Source organism: Rhodobacteraceae bacterium S2214 (genome assembly GCA_025141675.1).
GTDB lineage: Bacteria > Pseudomonadota > Alphaproteobacteria > Rhodobacterales > Rhodobacteraceae > Yoonia.
Map to the genome: position 1 here is coordinate 523917 of CP081161.1, position 16976 is coordinate 540892.

Annotated in this window: 19 protein-coding genes; 8 read left to right on the top strand and 11 right to left on the bottom strand. The window is 55.9% G+C overall.

The window, feature by feature from the left end; all coding sequences use genetic code 11:
* The first annotated feature begins 21 nt into the window (after window positions 1–21).
* The 6 genes from fghA to K3729_02430 are packed head-to-tail and all read left to right on the top strand — an operon-like array spanning window position 22 to window position 4821.
* Window positions 22–849 carry an S-formylglutathione hydrolase gene (fghA, locus tag K3729_02405; protein ID UWQ99669.1) on the top strand — a complete coding sequence of 276 codons (828 nt, stop codon included), beginning with the start codon at window positions 22–24 and terminating at the stop codon, window positions 847–849.
* Window positions 846–1292: a YaiI/YqxD family protein gene (locus K3729_02410; protein ID UWQ99670.1), complete on the top strand. Its 447-nt coding sequence runs from the start codon at window positions 846–848 to the stop codon at window positions 1290–1292. The genes fghA and K3729_02410 overlap by 4 nt, the downstream gene beginning before the upstream one ends.
* A complete protein-coding gene (locus tag K3729_02415) occupies window positions 1289–2242 on the top strand; it encodes a DMT family transporter (protein UWQ99671.1) in 954 nt (317 codons plus the stop codon). Before K3729_02410 ends, K3729_02415 begins: the two co-directional genes overlap by 4 nt.
* A gap of 54 nt (window positions 2243–2296) precedes the next feature.
* Window positions 2297–2920, top strand: a complete 624-nt coding sequence (locus K3729_02420; GenBank protein UWQ99672.1) for an HAD family phosphatase — start codon at window positions 2297–2299, stop codon at window positions 2918–2920.
* The gene (locus K3729_02425; protein ID UWQ99673.1) at window positions 2917–3834 is read left to right on the top strand and encodes an ornithine cyclodeaminase; all 918 of its coding nucleotides are present in this window, start codon (window positions 2917–2919) and stop codon (window positions 3832–3834) included. Before K3729_02420 ends, K3729_02425 begins: the two co-directional genes overlap by 4 nt.
* Before the next feature lie 60 nt (window positions 3835–3894).
* Window positions 3895–4821: an alpha/beta hydrolase gene (locus tag K3729_02430; GenBank protein UWR00912.1), complete on the top strand. Its 927-nt coding sequence runs from the start codon at window positions 3895–3897 to the stop codon at window positions 4819–4821.
* Between the two features lie 2 nt (window positions 4822–4823).
* Here K3729_02430 and K3729_02435 read toward each other — a convergent pair whose 3' ends face one another.
* The 3 genes from K3729_02435 to K3729_02445 form a co-directional block, all read right to left on the bottom strand.
* Window positions 4824–5966 carry a diguanylate cyclase gene (locus tag K3729_02435; protein ID UWQ99674.1) on the bottom strand — a complete coding sequence of 381 codons (1143 nt, stop codon included), beginning with the start codon at window positions 5964–5966 and terminating at the stop codon, window positions 4824–4826.
* A gap of 114 nt (window positions 5967–6080) precedes the next feature.
* Window positions 6081–7325, bottom strand: a complete 1245-nt coding sequence (locus K3729_02440; protein UWQ99675.1) for an MFS transporter — start codon at window positions 7323–7325, stop codon at window positions 6081–6083.
* 31 nt (window positions 7326–7356) lie between these two features.
* Window positions 7357–7839, bottom strand: coding sequence for a hypothetical protein (locus tag K3729_02445; GenBank protein ID UWQ99676.1), 483 nt, complete (start codon window positions 7837–7839; stop codon window positions 7357–7359).
* A 141-nt stretch (window positions 7840–7980) separates the two neighbouring features.
* Here K3729_02445 and K3729_02450 point away from each other — a divergent pair, with 141 nt between their 5' ends.
* Window positions 7981–9036, top strand: a complete 1056-nt coding sequence (locus K3729_02450) for an AFG1 family ATPase (protein ID UWR00913.1) — start codon at window positions 7981–7983, stop codon at window positions 9034–9036.
* Here the strand turns inward: K3729_02450 and K3729_02455 are convergent, their stop codons facing one another.
* The 8 genes from K3729_02455 to K3729_02490 form a co-directional block, all read right to left on the bottom strand.
* Window positions 9037–9762 carry a hypothetical protein gene (locus K3729_02455; protein ID UWQ99677.1) on the bottom strand — a complete coding sequence of 242 codons (726 nt, stop codon included), beginning with the start codon at window positions 9760–9762 and terminating at the stop codon, window positions 9037–9039.
* A gap of 91 nt (window positions 9763–9853) precedes the next feature.
* On the bottom strand, window positions 9854–10375 hold the full coding sequence (locus K3729_02460) for a hypothetical protein (protein UWR00914.1): 522 nt from the start codon (window positions 10373–10375) through the stop codon (window positions 9854–9856).
* A 59-nt stretch (window positions 10376–10434) separates the two neighbouring features.
* The gene (locus K3729_02465; protein ID UWQ99678.1) at window positions 10435–11352 is read right to left on the bottom strand and encodes a LysM peptidoglycan-binding domain-containing protein; all 918 of its coding nucleotides are present in this window, start codon (window positions 11350–11352) and stop codon (window positions 10435–10437) included.
* Entirely contained in the window at window positions 11349–11969 is a 621-nt protein-coding gene (locus K3729_02470) for a hypothetical protein (GenBank protein UWQ99679.1), read from the bottom strand. Before K3729_02470 ends, K3729_02465 begins: the two co-directional genes overlap by 4 nt.
* A gap of 151 nt (window positions 11970–12120) precedes the next feature.
* Complete coding sequence (locus K3729_02475; GenBank protein ID UWQ99680.1) at window positions 12121–13392, bottom strand: bifunctional folylpolyglutamate synthase/dihydrofolate synthase; 1272 nt, start codon at window positions 13390–13392, stop codon at window positions 12121–12123.
* On the bottom strand, window positions 13389–13787 hold the full coding sequence (locus tag K3729_02480) for a hypothetical protein (protein ID UWQ99681.1): 399 nt from the start codon (window positions 13785–13787) through the stop codon (window positions 13389–13391). The genes K3729_02475 and K3729_02480 overlap by 4 nt, the downstream gene beginning before the upstream one ends.
* Complete coding sequence (gene accD, locus K3729_02485) at window positions 13784–14701, bottom strand: acetyl-CoA carboxylase, carboxyltransferase subunit beta (GenBank protein UWQ99682.1); 918 nt, start codon at window positions 14699–14701, stop codon at window positions 13784–13786. The genes K3729_02480 and accD overlap by 4 nt, the downstream gene beginning before the upstream one ends.
* Window positions 14702–14784: 83 nt before the next feature.
* Window positions 14785–15018, bottom strand: a complete 234-nt coding sequence (locus K3729_02490; GenBank protein UWQ99683.1) for a hypothetical protein — start codon at window positions 15016–15018, stop codon at window positions 14785–14787.
* A gap of 230 nt (window positions 15019–15248) precedes the next feature.
* Here K3729_02490 and ilvD point away from each other — a divergent pair, with 230 nt between their 5' ends.
* Window positions 15249–16976, top strand: coding sequence for a dihydroxy-acid dehydratase (gene ilvD / locus K3729_02495; GenBank protein ID UWQ99684.1), 1728 nt, complete (start codon window positions 15249–15251; stop codon window positions 16974–16976).

Sequence of the window (16976 nt, forward strand, 5' to 3'; positions counted from 1 at the left end):
GCAAAACGAAAGGGTTGCGCGATGAAAACGATCTCTGAGAACAAGTGTTTTGGCGGGACGCAAGGCGTCTATTCCCACGAATCGACGGCAACGGGTACGGACATGACCTTTGGTCTGTTTTTGCCTGCAGAGGCTTCGGACGGTCCCGTTCCAGTCCTGTGGTATTTGTCCGGCCTGACCTGCACCCACGCCAACGCGATGGAAAAGGCTGGTGCGCAGTCTTGGGCGGCGGAACACGGTATTGCGCTGATATTCCCTGACACATCGCCGCGCGGTGAGGGCGTGCCAGATGATGAAGCCTACGATCTGGGCCAGGGTGCCGGTTTCTACATCGACGCGACGCAGGCCCCGTGGGACAAACATTTCAAAATGTGGACTTACATCGCAGAAGAACTGCCTGCGCTGGTTGGCGAAAATTTCCCGTTGGATATGGGGTCGCAGGCGATCACGGGCCATTCAATGGGTGGGCACGGTGCGCTGACGCTTGCCATGGCTCTACCGGGTCGGTTCCGGTCTGTGTCGGCCTTTGCCCCAATCTGTAATCCAACCAACAGCGATTGGGGTCGCAAACAATTCGGCGCCTATTGGGGGGACGAAGCCAACTGGGGTCCGCACGACGCGACCCTGTTGATGCAAAGCGAAGGGTTCGATGGCCCTGTTCTAATCGACACAGGCACCGATGACCAATTTGGCGATTTGCTGGGAACGGCAGCTTTGGCAGGCGCGATGGCTGAAAAACGCCAAGAGGGCCATTTGCGAATGCAAAAAGGCTATGACCATTCCTACTACTTCGTGTCCACCTTTATGGAAGACCACATCATCTTCCACGCAGAGGCATTATATAAATGATCTATGTCGATGCGGACGCATGTCCGGTCAAAGCCGAAGTCGAACGTGTCGGCACGCGTCACAAACTGAAGATGTTTGTGGTGTCGAACGGCGGCATTCGGCCTTCAGCGAATCCGTTTGTCGAGAATGTCGTCGTGCCTGATGGGCCAGACGTCGCCGATATGTGGATCGCGGATCGTGCGACCAAAGGGGATGTGGTCATCACTGGCGATATTCCCTTGGCGGCAAAATGCGTGGAAAACGGTGCGCTGGTGCTCAAACATAATGGTGAACCGCTAACGACTGCGAACATCGGCAACGTGCTTGCGACCCGCGACCTGATGGCCGACATGCGCGCCGCTGATCCGTTCCGGCAAGGCGGCGGCAAACCGTTTTCAAAAGCGGATCGGGCGCGTTTTCTGGATGCGCTTGAACGCATGGTGCGGGCAGCGGCCAAATTATGATGCGGCTGTCATCGGGGCAGCTTGGGTCTGTTTGCGCATTCTTCGCGGTCTTCTTTTTTGTGACCAACGACACGACAATCAAATTCTTGTCGGGCGACTACGCGTTGCATCAGGTTGTGCTGATCCGGTCGCTGTTGGCTCTGGTTTTGACAATGTGCGTCATCGCGCCATTCAACGGCGGTTTTGCGATTTTCAAAACAAAGCGCTTGCCGCAGCATTTTCTGCGCGGCGGCTTCACGGTCATGGCCAATATGACGTTCTTTCTGGGATTGGCCGCGATGCCCTTGGCGGACGCGACCGCGATCTTCTTCATTAGCCCGATCCTGATCACTTTGTTTTCAATCATCTTTTTGGGCGAAAGCGTCGGCCCATGGCGCTGGGCGGCGATCCTGATCGGGTTCGTGGGCGTCCTGATCATGATCAAACCCGGCACAGGGTCGTTCCAATACGCGTCGTTCTACCCCTTGGTTGCGGCCCTTTGTTACGCAAGTCTCAACACGATGACACGGCAGATGGGGTCCACCGAAAGTGCGGCGACCCTGTCGGTCTACATCCAAGTGACGTTCATCATCGTCACGCTTTTGATCGGCTTGGCGATCGGAGACGGAAGATACGGGGATCAAACCGATCCGGCGCTGAAATTCTTGCTGCGGGAATGGACGTGGCCCAACCTGTCCGATCTCAAATACTTCATCATCATCGGGATTGGCGTCGCCGGTGGCGGTTTCCTGATCAGTCAGGCGTATCGCGTCGCAGAGGCGGCATTCGTGGCACCGTTCGAATACGTGGCCATGCCGCTCGCGGTTTTATATGGCATCTTCATCTTTGATGAATGGCCCGAACCTATGGCCTATCTCGGGATGACGTTCATCGTTGGGGCAGGGATCATTACGATCTGGCGCGAGGCGGTCAATCGCAAGGCCGCGCAACGTCCGCGGACACGTCGTTAAGCTAGACGAACGCGGCGATCTGGCTAATGTGTGGTTAACTCAAAGGAATGCCAAATGCCTACAATTAACGCCGTCATCTTCGACATTGGAAACGTCCTAATCGAATGGCAACCAGAGCGGTTTTTTGACAGCGTGATCGGTGCCGAACGGCGGCGGGCGATGTTCGCCGCGATTGATCTGCACGGCATCAACGATAAGGTGGATCGGGGCGAAAATTTCCGCGATACGATTGTGGCAGCAGCCCAAGCCAACCCCGATTGGCACGACGAGGTCATGATGTGGCACGACCGCTGGATCGAAATGGCGGCTCCTCCGATTGACCGTTCTGTGCGGGTGTTGCGAGCCTTGCGCGCCGCTGATGTTCCTGTGTTCGCGCTGTCGAATTTTGGCATCCAGACATTTGACATCGCAAAGCCGGTCTATCCGTTCCTAACCGAATTCGACCGCAGCTATATTTCGGGCCACATGGGCGTGATCAAACCCGACGCGGACATTTATCAACAGGTCGAAGACGACTGCGGGCTTGATCCAAAGACGCTTTTGTTCACGGATGACCGGATCGATAATATTACAGCGGCACGGGCACGCGGCTGGCAGACACATGTGTTCACTGGCGCAGATGGCTGGGCGGACCGACTGGTGTCTGAAGGGTTATTGACGGCTGAGGCCGCGCAATGACGCAAATGATCCCCTTCCCAGAAGCGGATGCGATCCTGAACTGGATCGACCTAACGGACGCATTGGCGGCAGGCCATGATTTGCCGCCTGCGCAGGTCGAAGATGTGTTCCTTTACCAAGGCGAAAACACGCTGTTGAACCGCTCTGCTTGGATCAAGGGTCTCGGTCTTGCAGTCAAATGCGCCACGATCTTTCCGGGCAATCGCGCGGTAGACAAGCCAATGGTGAACGGCGGTGTCACGCTCTATTCCGATGAAGATGGATCCCTGTCCGCGATCCTTGATTTCCATCTTGTGACAAAATGGAAAACGGCAGGTGACAGCCTTCTTGCGGCGCGTCGATTGGCACGACCCGACAGCCGGAACATTCTGATCGTCGGGGCTGGTACCGTTGGCCGTTCCCTGAAACAGGCGTATAGCGCTGCGTTTCCAGACGCGACATTCACCATATGGAACCGGAGCAAAGCAGGGGCGGAAGACTTCATCGCTGATTTTCCGGACGTTGCCATTGCTGATGATCTGGAAACGGCAGTACGCCGCGCGGACATTGTCACCTCGGCCACCATGTCGACTGATCCATTGATCAAAGGCGATTGGCTGCAGCCCGGCCAGCACATCGACCTGATTGGCGCGTATCGACCCGATATGCGCGAAGTCGACGATGCGGCCCTGCAAAAATCGCGCATTTTTGTTGATAACAAAGGCACCACGATGGACCACATCGGCGAATTGAAAATTCCGTTGGCAGGTGGGGTTATTCAGCCAAGCGATATTAACGCCGACTACTACGACATCGACGCCTTTGAGCGTCATAGTGATGACGAAATTACGCTGTTTAAGAACGGCGGCGGTGCGCATCTTGATTTGATGACAAGCAGTTATATTCAAGCGGTTTGGGCGCAACGGCATAATTAAACGGTATATCCGGCGAAACATCTTTTGATGATCGCTGGTTTGGAATTGGAAGGCGGACAGATGGTCTGGTTTATTGTTGGCTTGGTTTTGCTCGCGGTCGTCGCAGCACCGAAGGTTTTGGAATCGCGCCGTACACCCATGACGGCAAAAAGGCGTCAAAAAGCACCGGGTGCCTTTGCAGACCTGTCCCAAGGAATCACCCATTACCAATGGATTGGTCCGGTCCGGGGCCCCGTTGCCGTCCTGATACACGGCCTATCGACCCCTTCAACGGTTTGGACGGATGTCGCACAGGTACTGGCCGATACTGGTTACCGCGTGCTTGTTTACGATCTGTATGGTCGTGGTTTTTCCGAAGCGCCGAAGGGCAAGCAAGACGCAACTTTCTTTTTGCAGCAACTCAATGATCTGTTGGAACATGAAGGATTAGCCGACGACCTGACGCTCGTGGGGTATTCGATGGGCGGCACGATTGCGACGGCATTTGCAGCGCAACAGCCGCACCGCATGAAGCGGTTGATCTTACTGGCGACTTGCGGCGTTGAAACACGCGAAAGCGATTTTTCCGCGTTTTGTCGCACGAAACCTATCATCGGTGATTGGTTGCACGGGCTATTCGCAGGCGCACGGATGCGTCGCGCGCTTTTGGCTGATCCGGCAGGGCAAGCTGCACCGGCGGTGTTGGCATCGCAGCTTTCCGAACTCAAACGGCAAGGGTTTTTGCCTGCCGTTCTTTCAAGCCGCCGCAATATTCTAGAAGTGACGCAAGAAAAAGAACACCGCGCGATCAGTCGCGACGGTATTCCGGTGATTGCAATCTGGGGTGAACAGGATGCTATTATCCCCTTGTCCGCGGTTGGAACGTTTGCCCAATGGAACCGTACTGCCCACCAAGAAGTCGTGCCAGGCGCAGGTCATGCCGTGCCGTATAGCCACGGCGAAGAGCTTTCGGTGTTCTTGCGAACGATGCTCCGCGAACAACGCTGACATTACGCGATCCGTTCTTGGGATTTGCCTACAAGGGCCTGGGCGACGTTTGCAGTATTTTCCCACGCAAAGGCGACGCAGTTGCGACCCAGTTTTTTCGCTTGATACAGCGCCTCGTCAGCGCGGGCGACAAATGTCAGGAAATCCGGTCGATCGGACAACCATTCTGCACCGATACTGATGGTGACGGACATCGCGCCCCCGCTGTCTACAATTGCTGTTTGCGCAATGATTTGGCGACACCGCTCCGCGATGCGGCAGGTTTCTTCTTCGGTCACAGATGGCAGGATTATCAGGAATTCATCGCCGCCCAAGCGCGAAAAGACATCGGATGGCCGTAGTATCTTCCCGATTCGCGTCGAGATTTCAGCAAGAACCTTGTCCCCTAGAACATGACCGAATGTGTCGTTCACCGCTTTGAAATTATCGACATCGAAACACAGCATCGCGGTGCCGTGGTCGCTTTCGATTGGTGGGGGCATTGCATCGTAGGCGGCGACAGCACTACGGCGATTGTGAAGTCGGGTCAGTGGGTCCGTCGTCGCGGCGTTAAGAAGGGCGATATTCTCTGCGGCAAGTCCTTCTTCTCTGCTCATCAATGCCCCGATCAGAACTGCGCCAACCAGATTGAATGCCAGCAAGACCGGAACAATTTCGTAGATTAGTTTCCACATCATTTCGGTCGGTAGCACAGCCACGGCGAATAGGTGGCTTGAAATCACAAGGCCAAGCACGACATAGCTCAGCGCCGATTTCGACATCTTGTCTCGAATTTTATACGCCCATATCGGTCCCGCAATCGCGGCGATTGCGATGCCTAGCATGCCAGAGGCTGCACCGGTGCCCCCAAGATAAAAACGGGTGGCAAGTCCCATGGCACCCGCAATAACTGCCCCGGGAATGCCGAAAAAAGCGCCGGACAGGCCGACAAGAAGGCTGCGCATATCTATGATGATACCGTCCGAGAAAACGATCGGGGTAAACATGGCAAGCACAGCGCCAATCCCAAAGGTGAACCCCATCGTTGCCTGATGGACCCAAGTCTTAGAGGTCAGCCGAACAATGAAGCCGTAGATATAAATCACGGCAATCGCGAGCAGCATGGGGTCGATAAGGATAACGGCAGTCTTGAGCAATGAAGTCATGGGGGCCTCGGCTTGTGATGCCGCGACGCTACCGTTGGACGGTGTGCAGAACCTTAAGAGAACGCAGAAAGTTCCCTGTGGTCTGGCGAAATTTCTACATAATTCTCTACAATTTTAGCTAGCCGCGACCAGCGTCGATCGGTTTTCTTTGATCGGAAGGTGGACGATTGCACTAAACGCTCCGACTGCCACACCGACCCACCAGACATAGGTGTAGGTGCCGTAGGCGTCGTATAGCGCCCCGCCAAGCCAGACACCCATGAACGATCCCAGCTGGTGCGAAAAGAAAACGATCCCGTACAACGTGCCCATATACCGCAGACCATATAGGTGCGCGACAAGCCCAGACGTCAACGGCACGGTCGCCAGCCACAGCGACCCCATGCCAACCGAAAACAAGATGACTGTCGTGGGTGTCATGGGCGTCATGATAAAAGCAGCCGCAATGATAGTCCGCCCCAGATAGATGCCAGCCAGCAGATACTTTTTCGAATACCGCTTCCCTAGGTAGCCCGCGAAAAGTGTGCCGCCGATGTTGGCCAAACCGATCAGTGATATCGCAACCGCGCCCAACGCGCTGGTGGTTGTGATGCCCATACTGGCAAGCGCGCCACCGGGCGCAATAGGTCCACACATTTCAGTCACGAATGCCGGAAAGTGGGCGGTGACAAAGGCCAGTTGGTAGCCGCAGGAAAAGAAGCCTAGAAAGATGAACGTATAGGACGGGTCCTTGAACGCACGGATCAGGATTGCGCCCATGCTTTCTTCCAGTTCCGCTTTGGTTGCGACCTTTTCAGATCGCATCATCGGCAAAACCAGCAACACAGCCAAAATCAAACCCGCGAAGGTCACGAAGGTCATCTGCCATGTCATGAAGGTCAAAAAGTATTCGGCAAGCGGCGCGCCAAAGACCTGTCCTGCAGAACCAGCCGCGGTCGCAATGGCCAAGGCCATGGACCTGTTGTCATCTGACGCGGCCCGTCCAACCACGGCAAGAATGACGCCAAACCCAGTTCCTGCAATCCCAAACCCCACCAGCACCTCGTACATCTGGTGGGCAATTGGTGTGGTTGCGCCTGACGACAGCAACAGTCCGGCAGCATAAAACAATGCGCCAAGTATGATTGCTTTGCGGTCCCCAATCTTTTCAGCAATGGCGCCAAAGATGGGCTGACCGATGCCCCAAGCAAGGTTCTGGATCGCAATGGCGAGCGAAAAGTCGGTACGCAGCCAGCCGAATTCTGTCGCGATCGGGATTTGGAACACACCAAATGATGCACGGATCGCAAAGCCGGTCATGATGATGACGCAGCCCGCAATCAGGACTGGATTGATCAGGGCGGATTTCGATTGGGTCATGGCAGCACTTGATTGGCGCAAGTGCCGCGTGTCAACGCCGCAATTGTATCGGTACAGACCAGCCATAGATGTGGTCCGTGTAACCGTCAGCGTCTGTTTCGTTCTTCAAATGGATGCCGCCGGCGTTGATGTAGAAATCAATCGCACGGACATTTCCTTTCAACACGGCGGCGGTGAACGCGGCCCCTTCGGTGACATGAGCCAAAAGCGCGATACCCGCGCCAGTGCCATGATGGGTCCGCAGGACGTAAAGCGATTGTAGGGCGAAAGGGTACCTATCGCGCAGGTCTTGGTCCTGTTGTGGTCTGCGCAATGCAAAACCGACGCCGGGAATGATGCTTGTGGCGTTATCTGGATTCGCCAGAACCTGTGTCCAAAGATTGGCCCTATTGATCAGGTCACGGGACGCAATTTCTGACGCGGGTAAAAGATCGGGATAGGTTTCCTGCCAGCTTTGCACGTGCATTTGCGCGATATCCAAGACGTCGTCAGGAGTTGCTTGGCGTGGTGTCATCTGATCGCGTCCGATGTGTTGTTCGGTTGGAAAGCTAGTCGAATTTTCGCGAAAATGCGATGCCTCCGGCGGGGATTTAGAAAACGTCAAAGAAACGAAGGGTAGTTTTCAATTCTAGGCTGACGGGCTATGCCGAAGACGATGACAATGCACGAGATATATCAAGCCAAAGTTGCTGCAGGCGAGCTGACGTCGGATGCCGCACAGGTTTCGGTGATGGACCAGTTGGAACGGGTGCGCGCGGCGATGGCGGCCCCTGCACCCAAGCGCGGGTTCTTTCGCAAAGCCCCTGATCCAGAACCGGGTCTCTATATGTGGGGCGGTGTCGGGCGCGGGAAATCCATGTTGATGGATCTGCTATACGATGCGGTCGACGCGCCTAAGCAACGCAGCCATTTCCACGCTTTCATGCAGTGGGTGCACGCCCAGATGACCGAAGCCCGTAAATCGGGGGTTGATGATGCCATTGCGCCCGTGGCTGCTGATTTGGCGGGGCGTGTCCGGTTTCTGGCGTTTGACGAGATGCAAATCACCGACATCACCGATGCGATGATCGTGGGGCGTCTGTTCGAGGCGTTGTTTGCTGCGGGCGTTACGATTGTAACAACGTCGAACCGCCCACCTGATGATCTGTATAAAGACGGGCTGAACCGCCAGTTGTTCACGCCATTCATTGCACTGATCAAAGAACGTTTGGTGGTGCATGAACTTGTCAGCGAAACAGACTACCGTCAGGGACGTCTGGCCGGAACGCCGACTTATTTCACGCCGTTAACATCCGAAGCGCGCGCTCAAATTGATCGGGTCTGGGACGACCTGACACAAGGCGACGCCGCCCCGTTGGTGCTGCATGTCAAAAAACGCGAAGTCACACTGCCCGGATTTCATAATGGTGCCGCGCGGGCGTCGTTTTATGATTTGTGTGGGAAACCACTGGGTGCAGCCGATTACTTGACCTTGGTGGATGCCGTCCGCGTGCTTATTTTGGAAGATATCCCGCAACTGGGACGGTCTAATTTCAACGAAGCCAAACGTTTTGTGACCCTAATAGACACGCTTTACGAAGGGCGCGTGCGGTTGATTTGTTCTGCCGCGGCCCCCCCCGAGATGCTGTATCTTGAAGGTGAAGGGACGTTTGAATTTGAACGGACAGCCAGCCGTTTGCGCGAAATGCAGGCGGCAGACTGGGCAGTTTGATCAGAAGGCGGGAACGCTGATCGTTGTGCCTGCGATCATCTGTTCAGGACGGGCCAAGGCCATCGGGTTCGCTTGAATAAGGCGGCTTGTTTGGGTCACATCGCCGTAGAATTTTACCGCAATGGCAGCAAGGCTGTCTGTCGCGGTGATCACGTAGTCATAACCATCAACTGAAATAATTGCCGCCGGGTCATTGGACAGGTCAGGTACGACAGGTTCCGTGCCTTCGGTCACCAGCACCGCCGTTGTGACAACCGCACGCAAAAATGTCGCCAGATCAATCTCACCGTCCGCAGTGACCAATCCAACGGGGATGGCCAGATCCCCTGCGCGCGCGCGGTCCGCGATCGTCTGCGTGATTTCCGTATCTGGCACCCCAGCCCGTAAAGATTCGCCGATCAGCGTTGCAAACCTCTTGTCCGGAACAGCGGTTTGGACATCGGGCACTTCAAGACCAAGGACGGCAAGCGTGTCACGGACCGCCGTACCTACGGGAATGGACGCCGTAGGGTAGCCAAGATCGCGCGCCACGATAGCGTTTATAATCTGGGCTGCGGTTTCTTCGGTCGCTGCGATGTCGTCTTCATTTGCGGGTGCTTCGATGATCGGATCAGGCGCGGTTACCGCCGCATCGCGCTGCGGTAAGATGCCTCCGTGTTGCGCATTGATAATATACGCGCACAACGCGACAGCGAATATAAACAAACCTATGACAAAGCGGATCATGTTGCGGCCTTCGTGGGCGTGATGGGTGGGCTTGCATGGCGAATACACCAGAACGGTTTAAAAGACATGCCCTTCTCGCGATGTCGTATCGTCAAGGCTGGATGCGTGATTTGCTGAGCGCCGCAACAGACCGGCAGTCAGGCGTGACCGGATCGTAGGTTGCAAAGAACGTGGTTTCGGGGTCAATGCTGCTTGGTTCGATGTATTGACCGTTAATGCAGACATCTTGCGCGAAATTACCTGCGTTAAACCCAAACCCTGGATTGCCGCAATCATCGACATTGCCGTTCGCGTTCCATTCTTGGGACACTTGGCGGTTCAGGTCGATCGCGGTCGGGAAGGTGAATGTCGCCGGATCGAAGTAAAGCGACCATGATGTATCCGGCGTCTTTTCGATCAGGTTCCACGACCCCACGCGGGTCCCATTGAAATAGCCGGTGATCTTGAACGCGGTGATGTCCGTTTCGCGCACCAACGTTTTGCGCATGGCACTGTCGGGCAATTCCATTCTGCCCGTCATGGTGTAACCGTTGCCGCCGGTCCAGCACATGTTCAACGTGGCCGCGGTTGCGGTCTGTGCAAACGCAAACATGCAGGCCACAAGGACCTGCATGCTGCGGACTGCTCGACGGGTTGGTCCCATCTGTCGTCTATCTCTTTTGCGTCTGGACCTTACGCATTTGGAATGCGCAGGCGTTGACCGATCTGCACTTTGTCAGGTGACGAAAGCTGATCGCGGTTTGCTTCAAAAATACGTCCATATTCGCCGGTCGCGCCGTAAAACTGCAGTGCGATATAGGCAAGGCTGTCGCCGCTTTCGACTGTGTAGAACCGTTCGCCGCCAACCGTTTCGGTTTCGGCTGTAGATGCTGCGAATGCGCGCAATTGCAGTTCGCGGGCCGCTTCAACTTCGTCAGCGTTCCCGTTTTCCAGCGACCGTTGCACCAGATCAAACAAAAGCGTTTGCGGATCGACATCACCATCGCTGGTGCTGATCGCATCAGGTACGTCGATTTCGCCACTGGCGGCAGCAGCGGCCAAAATACCTTCCAACGATTCTGCAGTCGTCGCTGCGTTGCGGGGCTGCAGGGCAATGCGTGTTCCGGTGCCGTCTGCGTTTTCGGTCGTCACGTCGTACAAACCAGCGACAACGCCTTCGGTCAGCATTCGCAACTGGTTGCGGTTGGCGATTGCGATGGCTTCGGCGATTTTATCTTCTTTACTGCGAACGTCTTCTGCCGTCGGGGCAGATGCTGCAAGCGCTGCGGTCGCGGTGGGGATTGATGGCGCTACAGCTGCAGGTGCGGAAACTGCGACGACGTCTGGTTCAGGCGCTGGTGCGACTGGTGTTGCGGCAACTGGCGCTGGGGCTGGAATTGCCAACAAATCAGCGGTCTGCGCACGGCTGACTTGGATATCGGACAGCTGTGCTACGATAGATGACAGGGCTTCGGCCTGCGCACGCTGTTGGTTCTGGGTCATGTAAAGCGTGCCCATCACACCAACGGCGAACGTCACAGCCCCAACAGTGATCGCCCACGGCAATACGTTAGAACGCGGCTTTGGGCCTACTGGTCCGACTTGTCTCATGATGATGTCCCCTCGGTCGTCAAACCGAGCGATGACCAAACCTGCATCCCGCCTCGGTAATATTTGATTTTGTCAGCAGGATATCCTGCATCGATAAGTGCGTTGACCAAATGGTGGGCATCCATTGTCGTTGGGCCCGCATCAAACACAACAAGGGTCATTGCATCGGAAAAATTAAAAGCACCCAACATGCTACGTGCGCCAAGTGCCTTCAGAATATCGGGCAAGAGCGGATTGTCGGGTGTCACAAGTGTATGTGGAATACTGGCCGAGGCAGGCAAAAAGCCAATTGCGCGATCAGATGGCAGGCGGCTGTCGATCAGCAGACCCTGCCCATTGGCCAATTCGTTGGCCATGAAATCAATCACACGGTTTTCGGTGATCGTTTCAACGTCATCAGCGGCGGTATCTGGCGCAATACACAGACCGTCACAGCCGCCGTGCAGATCGTAAAAGCGGGCGGCAGAAATCGCATCCGCACGGGGTGCTTGTGCGATGATCTTGTCTTGGCCTTGATACGTAAAAGTGGCGTCAGTGGCCCCTGCGGTGGTTTGCGCAGTCGCCTCAGAGGCGAAAATTGCCCCAGCCAACGCGACAGCCATAACTGTTCGCGACATAATGCCGATCCCCCAATATGAAGCACCATATCTTGAACAGATGGCTGGCAGGCCCGGTGCTTTTCGTAATTACGACTAGATATAGACGCAGAGTGATTCGGTCGTCAAAGAGAAAACGAATCATCTGGGAAATTATCGAAAAGGGGAAAGTTTAGATGTTTTCCCGCATAACGGCGCCAGCCAGATACAGTGACCCACAAATCAGGATACGCGCATGAGGTGAATTTGCGGTGATATCCCTGATTGCATGGGCAACATCGGGTGCTGCCTTTGCGTCAAGCCCCACAGTTGCGGCGATCCTTGCGGTTTCTTCTGCGGGGATCGTGTTTGCTTCGTTCGGGATCGAAACGGCGGTCAAATTTGTCGCAACTTCGGCAAGTGGCGCAAGATATCCACTGATGTCTTTGGTATTCAGCATGCCGCAAATCAGGTGTGTTGGGCGCGGTGGCTGTTGTTTCAGCGTCGCAGCAAGCGCACGACCGGCGGCCGGATTATGCCCCCCATCGAGCCACAGTTCAGCAGGTGCTGCCAAATCAACCAACGCACCTTTGGTCAGTTTTTCCATTCGTGCGGGCCAATAGGCTTGGGTCATCGCCGCTTCGCAGGCGGCTTCATCTTTGTCCAAGGCGCGCAGCGCGGCAATCGCGGCACCTGCATTCATAATCTGGTGTGGGCCGGGCAAGGCAGGAAGGGGAAGATCAAGCAATCCGCGTTCGTCCTGATACACCAACCGCCCGCGTTCTCCGGACACATGCCAGTGCTGACCATGGGCCAGCAATGGCGCACCCAAACGGGCAGCTTTCGCTTCGATCACGTCCATCGCTTCGTCATGTTGCGGACCCACGACGCAAGGCACGCCTCGTTTGATGATACCCGCTTTTTCGCCTGCGATGGCTGTCAGCGTATCACCAAGGAACGCCTGATGGTCCAAATCTATCGGGGTGATGATCGTCAGAGCAGGGGAATCGATGACGTTTGTGGCATCCAGCCGTCCACCCAGACCAACCTCAAGCAGCGTGTAATCCGCGGGGGTTTCCGCGAACGCCAGTAGACCCGCGACTGTCGTGATCTCGAAGTAGGTGATCGGGTCCGGCCCATTGGCGTGGTAACAGCGATCCAGCACTTCGGTCAGCGCATCTTCGGTGATCAGTTCACCAGCGAGCCTGATCCGTTCATGAAAATGGGCAAGATGCGGGGACGTATAGGCATGAACGGCAGCGCCCGATTTTTCCAAACCCGCACGGATCATGGCTTGGGTCGATCCTTTGCCATTTGTGCCTGCGACGTGGATGACGGGCGGCAATTTCTTTTGCGGATTGTCCAAGGTCTCTAACAGCCGCCAAACACGGTCGAGCGTCAGGTCGATGACTTTCGGGTGCAGCGCCATCATGCGGGCAAGGATCGCGTCGGAATTGGTCGTCATGTTGTAGCTTTTCCAGTTTGAACAAGGCGAACAAGCGATACGCCAGCGGCAATATCAAAAGCACCACACATTGTAGGCCACCAAACGGGGCCGGGTGCGCCGATTACATGCAGGCCGATGTCGAGAATACCATGCCCGATCAATCCACCCGCCAGCAAATGTGTGCCACGCTGAAACCCGAAGCGGGCCAGTGTCGCAAAGCCAATGAAAATGATCAGATGCAGGGCAAGGTTGCCGGTGTCCGCTTCTTGTGCCGCGAAGACGGGGTAGAATAGTGCGATAGCGCAAAGGAACACGGCTGTGCCGGAACGTTCCGCAAGCATCCCTGCGTGGAACATCATCAACATCGCTAATCCACCCAATCCCGCGCCCACAAGCGCGGCAATTAGGATCACGCTTTTGCTTCCTCAGCTTCCGGTGTCTCGGCGTCTGGCGCAGGCAAATCGCCTTTGATTGCAGGTGGCTGTTTCATCAAAAGACGCATGATCGTGATCAATTCGTCTTTCAATTCGGTCCGCTTTGTCACGCGGTCTAGCATCCCGTGATCCAACAGGTATTCGGCGCGCTGGAACCCTTCGGGCAGTTTTTCACCGATGGTTTGTTCGATCACACGGGCACCGGCAAAGCCGATCAACGCATTTGGTTCCGCAATCTGAACGTCGCCCAGCATTGCGTAGGATGCGGTCACACCACCCGTCGTCGGGTGTGTCAGAACCACGATGTAAGGCAGGCCTGCTTCTTTCAGCATCTGCACAGCAATTGTCGTGCGTGGCATCTGCATCAGGCCAAGAATACCTTCCTGCATCCGCGCGCCACCAGCGGCAGAAAACAGGATCAGCGGGCATTTCAGTTCAATCGCACGTTCGGCAGCCGCAATGATCGCGTTGCCCACATACATCGACATAGACCCACCCATAAAGGAAAAGTCCTGAACAGCCACAACGGCTTTCGTGCGGCCAATGTCGCCTTCTGCTACCAACATCGCGTCGCGTTCGCCGGTCTTCTTGCGGGCGTCCTTGATACGGTCGGTATATTTCTTTTGGTCTTTAAAGTGCAGCGGATCAGCGACAGGTTCGGGGACCTCGACCTCTTTGAACATGCCCAGATCGAACAGCGCCGTCAGACGATCACGCGCACCAATCGCCATGTGATGATCGCAGTTCGTGCAGACGTTCAGGTTGTCCGACAGTTCGCGGTGGAACAGCATCGTGCCACATTCGTCGCACTTCTGCCAAAGGTTCTCTGGAACCTCGCGCCGCGAAAACAGCGAATTAATCGTGGGTCGGACGTAGTTCGTGATCCAGTTCATAGCAAAATGCCCCTGCGTTGTTGACGCAGAGATATGCGCGGGCGACACGAAATGCAATCAACGGCGTGCCGCCCGTGATCTTGTTATTCGGGTAAGGGTGCCACTGGCACGGTCTCTTCCGATATCGCAGGCTCTGTTGTGCTGATCGGTGCTGTCTCAACTTGATCACCACTGTAGACGTAAATCCCGCCGACAATGGCAACAATCACCACAACGGCAAGGAACCAAGGGGCCGCACTTCCTTCGTTACCCTGACTTATGCCATTGCGGATGTCGCGTTCCGCACGGCGTAAATTTTCTTCGTCAATCGAGGACATGGTCGTCTCCTTTTCACATGTGAAAGTTAAACGCCGTCAGCATAGCCTTGCGACGTGGTCTCGCACCCTGCCGATTGATTACTGCGCAAAACTGGCCTGAACTCGCCGTTTTTGCGAACGCGCAGGCCGTAATTAGCCGAAACCAACCGACAAAGGCTGGCTTAAACCGCTTGTCACGCCTGCGCCCCTTATTTAGACCCGTTTCAAATGATATTTCGGGAGGCCGACCCATGACTAAAGTAGACAAAACCCACCTGCCAAGCCGCCATGTGACCGAAGGGCCATCGCGCGCCCCGCACCGGTCCTATTTTTATGCGATGGGTTTGGACGAAGAAGCGATTGCGCAGCCATGGGTTGGCGTCGCGACATGCTGGAACGAAGCGGCCCCATGTAACATCGCCCTGAACCGTCAGGCGCAGTCTGTGAAGCTCGGCGTGAAAAAGGGTCTCGGCACCCCGCGCGAATTCACCACAATCACCGTGACCGACGGCATCGCGATGGGCCACGAAGGCATGCGGTCTTCGCTCGCGTCCCGCGAGGCGATTGCGGATACCGTTGAATTGACGATGCGCGGACACTGCTATGACGCGCTTGTTGGTCTGGCTGGTTGCGACAAATCCCTGCCGGGTATGATGATGGCGATGGTGCGTTTGAACACGCCGTCTGTCTTTATTTACGGTGGGTCCATCCTTCCGGGCCGGTTGCACGGCAAAGACGTGACCGTGCAAGACGTATTCGAGGCCGTGGGTCAGCACCAAGCTGGCAACATGTCCGACGCTGAATTGGAAGTTCTGGAACGCGTGGCCTGTCCATCTGCCGGTGCCTGTGGTGGCCAGTTTACGGCGAACACAATGGCCTGTGTGTCAGAGGCGATTGGCCTTGCGCTGATGAATTCGTCCGGTGCGCCTGCGCCATACGAATCCCGCGATCAATATGGTGTGGCTTCTGGTGAAGCCGTGATGAACCTGATCGCGAAAAACATCCGTGCGCGTGACGTTGTAACCCGCAAATCGCTCGAGAACGCGGCGCGTGTTGTGGCCTGTACCGGTGGTTCCACCAACGCTGGTCTGCACCTGCCTGCGATTGCGCATGAAGCTGGCATCGACTTCGATCTCTTCGACGTCTGCGACATCTTTAAAGACACGCCTTACTTCGTCGACCTGAAACCAGGTGGTCAGTACGTCGCGAAAGACCTTTATGAAGCGGGCGGCGTTCCAGTCGTGATGAAGGAACTGCGCAAAGCGGGCCTGATCCACGAAGACTGCATGACAGCATCTGGCCGTGAAATGGGCGAAGAACTCGACATGATCATGGGCGAAGCTGATGATCGCGTGATCTACCACATCGACAGCCCGCTGACGAAAACCGGTGGTGTTGTTGGTCTGAAGGGCAACCTTGCGCCCGAAGGCGCCATCGTAAAGGTCGCTGGCATGGCAGAAGCGGAACAAGTCTTCTCTGGTCCTGCGCGTTGCTTCGAAAACGAAGAAGAAGCGTTCGCCGCTGTGAAAGCACGCAAATACGAAGAAGGCGAAGTTCTGGTCATCCGCAACGAAGGCCCAGCAGGTGGTCCGGGCATGCGCGAAATGCTGTCCACGACGGCTGCGCTTTCCGGTCAGGGCATGGGCAAGAAGGTCGCATTGATCACTGACGGTCGTTTCTCCGGTGCGACACGCGGGTTCTGCGTGGGCCACGTTGGGCCAGAAGCGGCACACGGCGGTCCAATCGCATTGCTGAAAGACGGCGACATGATCACCATGAACGCTGTGACGGGTGAATTGTCCGTTGATCTGACAGACGAAGAACTTGCCGCACGTAAAGACGCATGGGCGGGTCCAAAGGAAACGATCTACGCATCCGGTGCGCTTTGGAAGTTCTCGCAACTCGTCGGGGCCACACGTTTTGGGGCGACGACCCATCCGGGCGCAAAGGCTGAAAAACACATCTACATGGATCTCTGA

Coding starts and splice junctions, on each gene's coding strand:
- fghA (UWQ99669.1), top strand. CDS start 22: ATGAAAACGATCTCTGAGAACAAGTGTTTTGGCGGGACGCAAGGCGTC.
- K3729_02410 (UWQ99670.1), top strand. CDS start 846: ATGATCTATGTCGATGCGGACGCATGTCCGGTCAAAGCCGAAGTCGAA.
- K3729_02415 (UWQ99671.1), top strand. CDS start 1,289: ATGATGCGGCTGTCATCGGGGCAGCTTGGGTCTGTTTGCGCATTCTTC.
- K3729_02420 (UWQ99672.1), top strand. CDS start 2,297: ATGCCTACAATTAACGCCGTCATCTTCGACATTGGAAACGTCCTAATC.
- K3729_02425 (UWQ99673.1), top strand. CDS start 2,917: ATGACGCAAATGATCCCCTTCCCAGAAGCGGATGCGATCCTGAACTGG.
- K3729_02430 (UWR00912.1), top strand. CDS start 3,895: ATGGTCTGGTTTATTGTTGGCTTGGTTTTGCTCGCGGTCGTCGCAGCA.
- K3729_02435 (UWQ99674.1), bottom strand. CDS start 5,966: ATGACTTCATTGCTCAAGACTGCCGTTATCCTTATCGACCCCATGCTG.
- K3729_02440 (UWQ99675.1), bottom strand. CDS start 7,325: ATGACCCAATCGAAATCCGCCCTGATCAATCCAGTCCTGATTGCGGGC.
- K3729_02445 (UWQ99676.1), bottom strand. CDS start 7,839: ATGACACCACGCCAAGCAACTCCTGACGACGTCTTGGATATCGCGCAA.
- K3729_02450 (UWR00913.1), top strand. CDS start 7,981: ATGACAATGCACGAGATATATCAAGCCAAAGTTGCTGCAGGCGAGCTG.
- K3729_02455 (UWQ99677.1), bottom strand. CDS start 9,762: ATGATCCGCTTTGTCATAGGTTTGTTTATATTCGCTGTCGCGTTGTGC.
- K3729_02460 (UWR00914.1), bottom strand. CDS start 10,375: ATGCAGGTCCTTGTGGCCTGCATGTTTGCGTTTGCACAGACCGCAACC.
- K3729_02465 (UWQ99678.1), bottom strand. CDS start 11,352: ATGAGACAAGTCGGACCAGTAGGCCCAAAGCCGCGTTCTAACGTATTG.
- K3729_02470 (UWQ99679.1), bottom strand. CDS start 11,969: ATGTCGCGAACAGTTATGGCTGTCGCGTTGGCTGGGGCAATTTTCGCC.
- K3729_02475 (UWQ99680.1), bottom strand. CDS start 13,392: ATGACGACCAATTCCGACGCGATCCTTGCCCGCATGATGGCGCTGCAC.
- accD (UWQ99682.1), bottom strand. CDS start 14,701: ATGAACTGGATCACGAACTACGTCCGACCCACGATTAATTCGCTGTTT.
- K3729_02490 (UWQ99683.1), bottom strand. CDS start 15,018: ATGTCCTCGATTGACGAAGAAAATTTACGCCGTGCGGAACGCGACATC.
- ilvD (UWQ99684.1), top strand. CDS start 15,249: ATGACTAAAGTAGACAAAACCCACCTGCCAAGCCGCCATGTGACCGAA.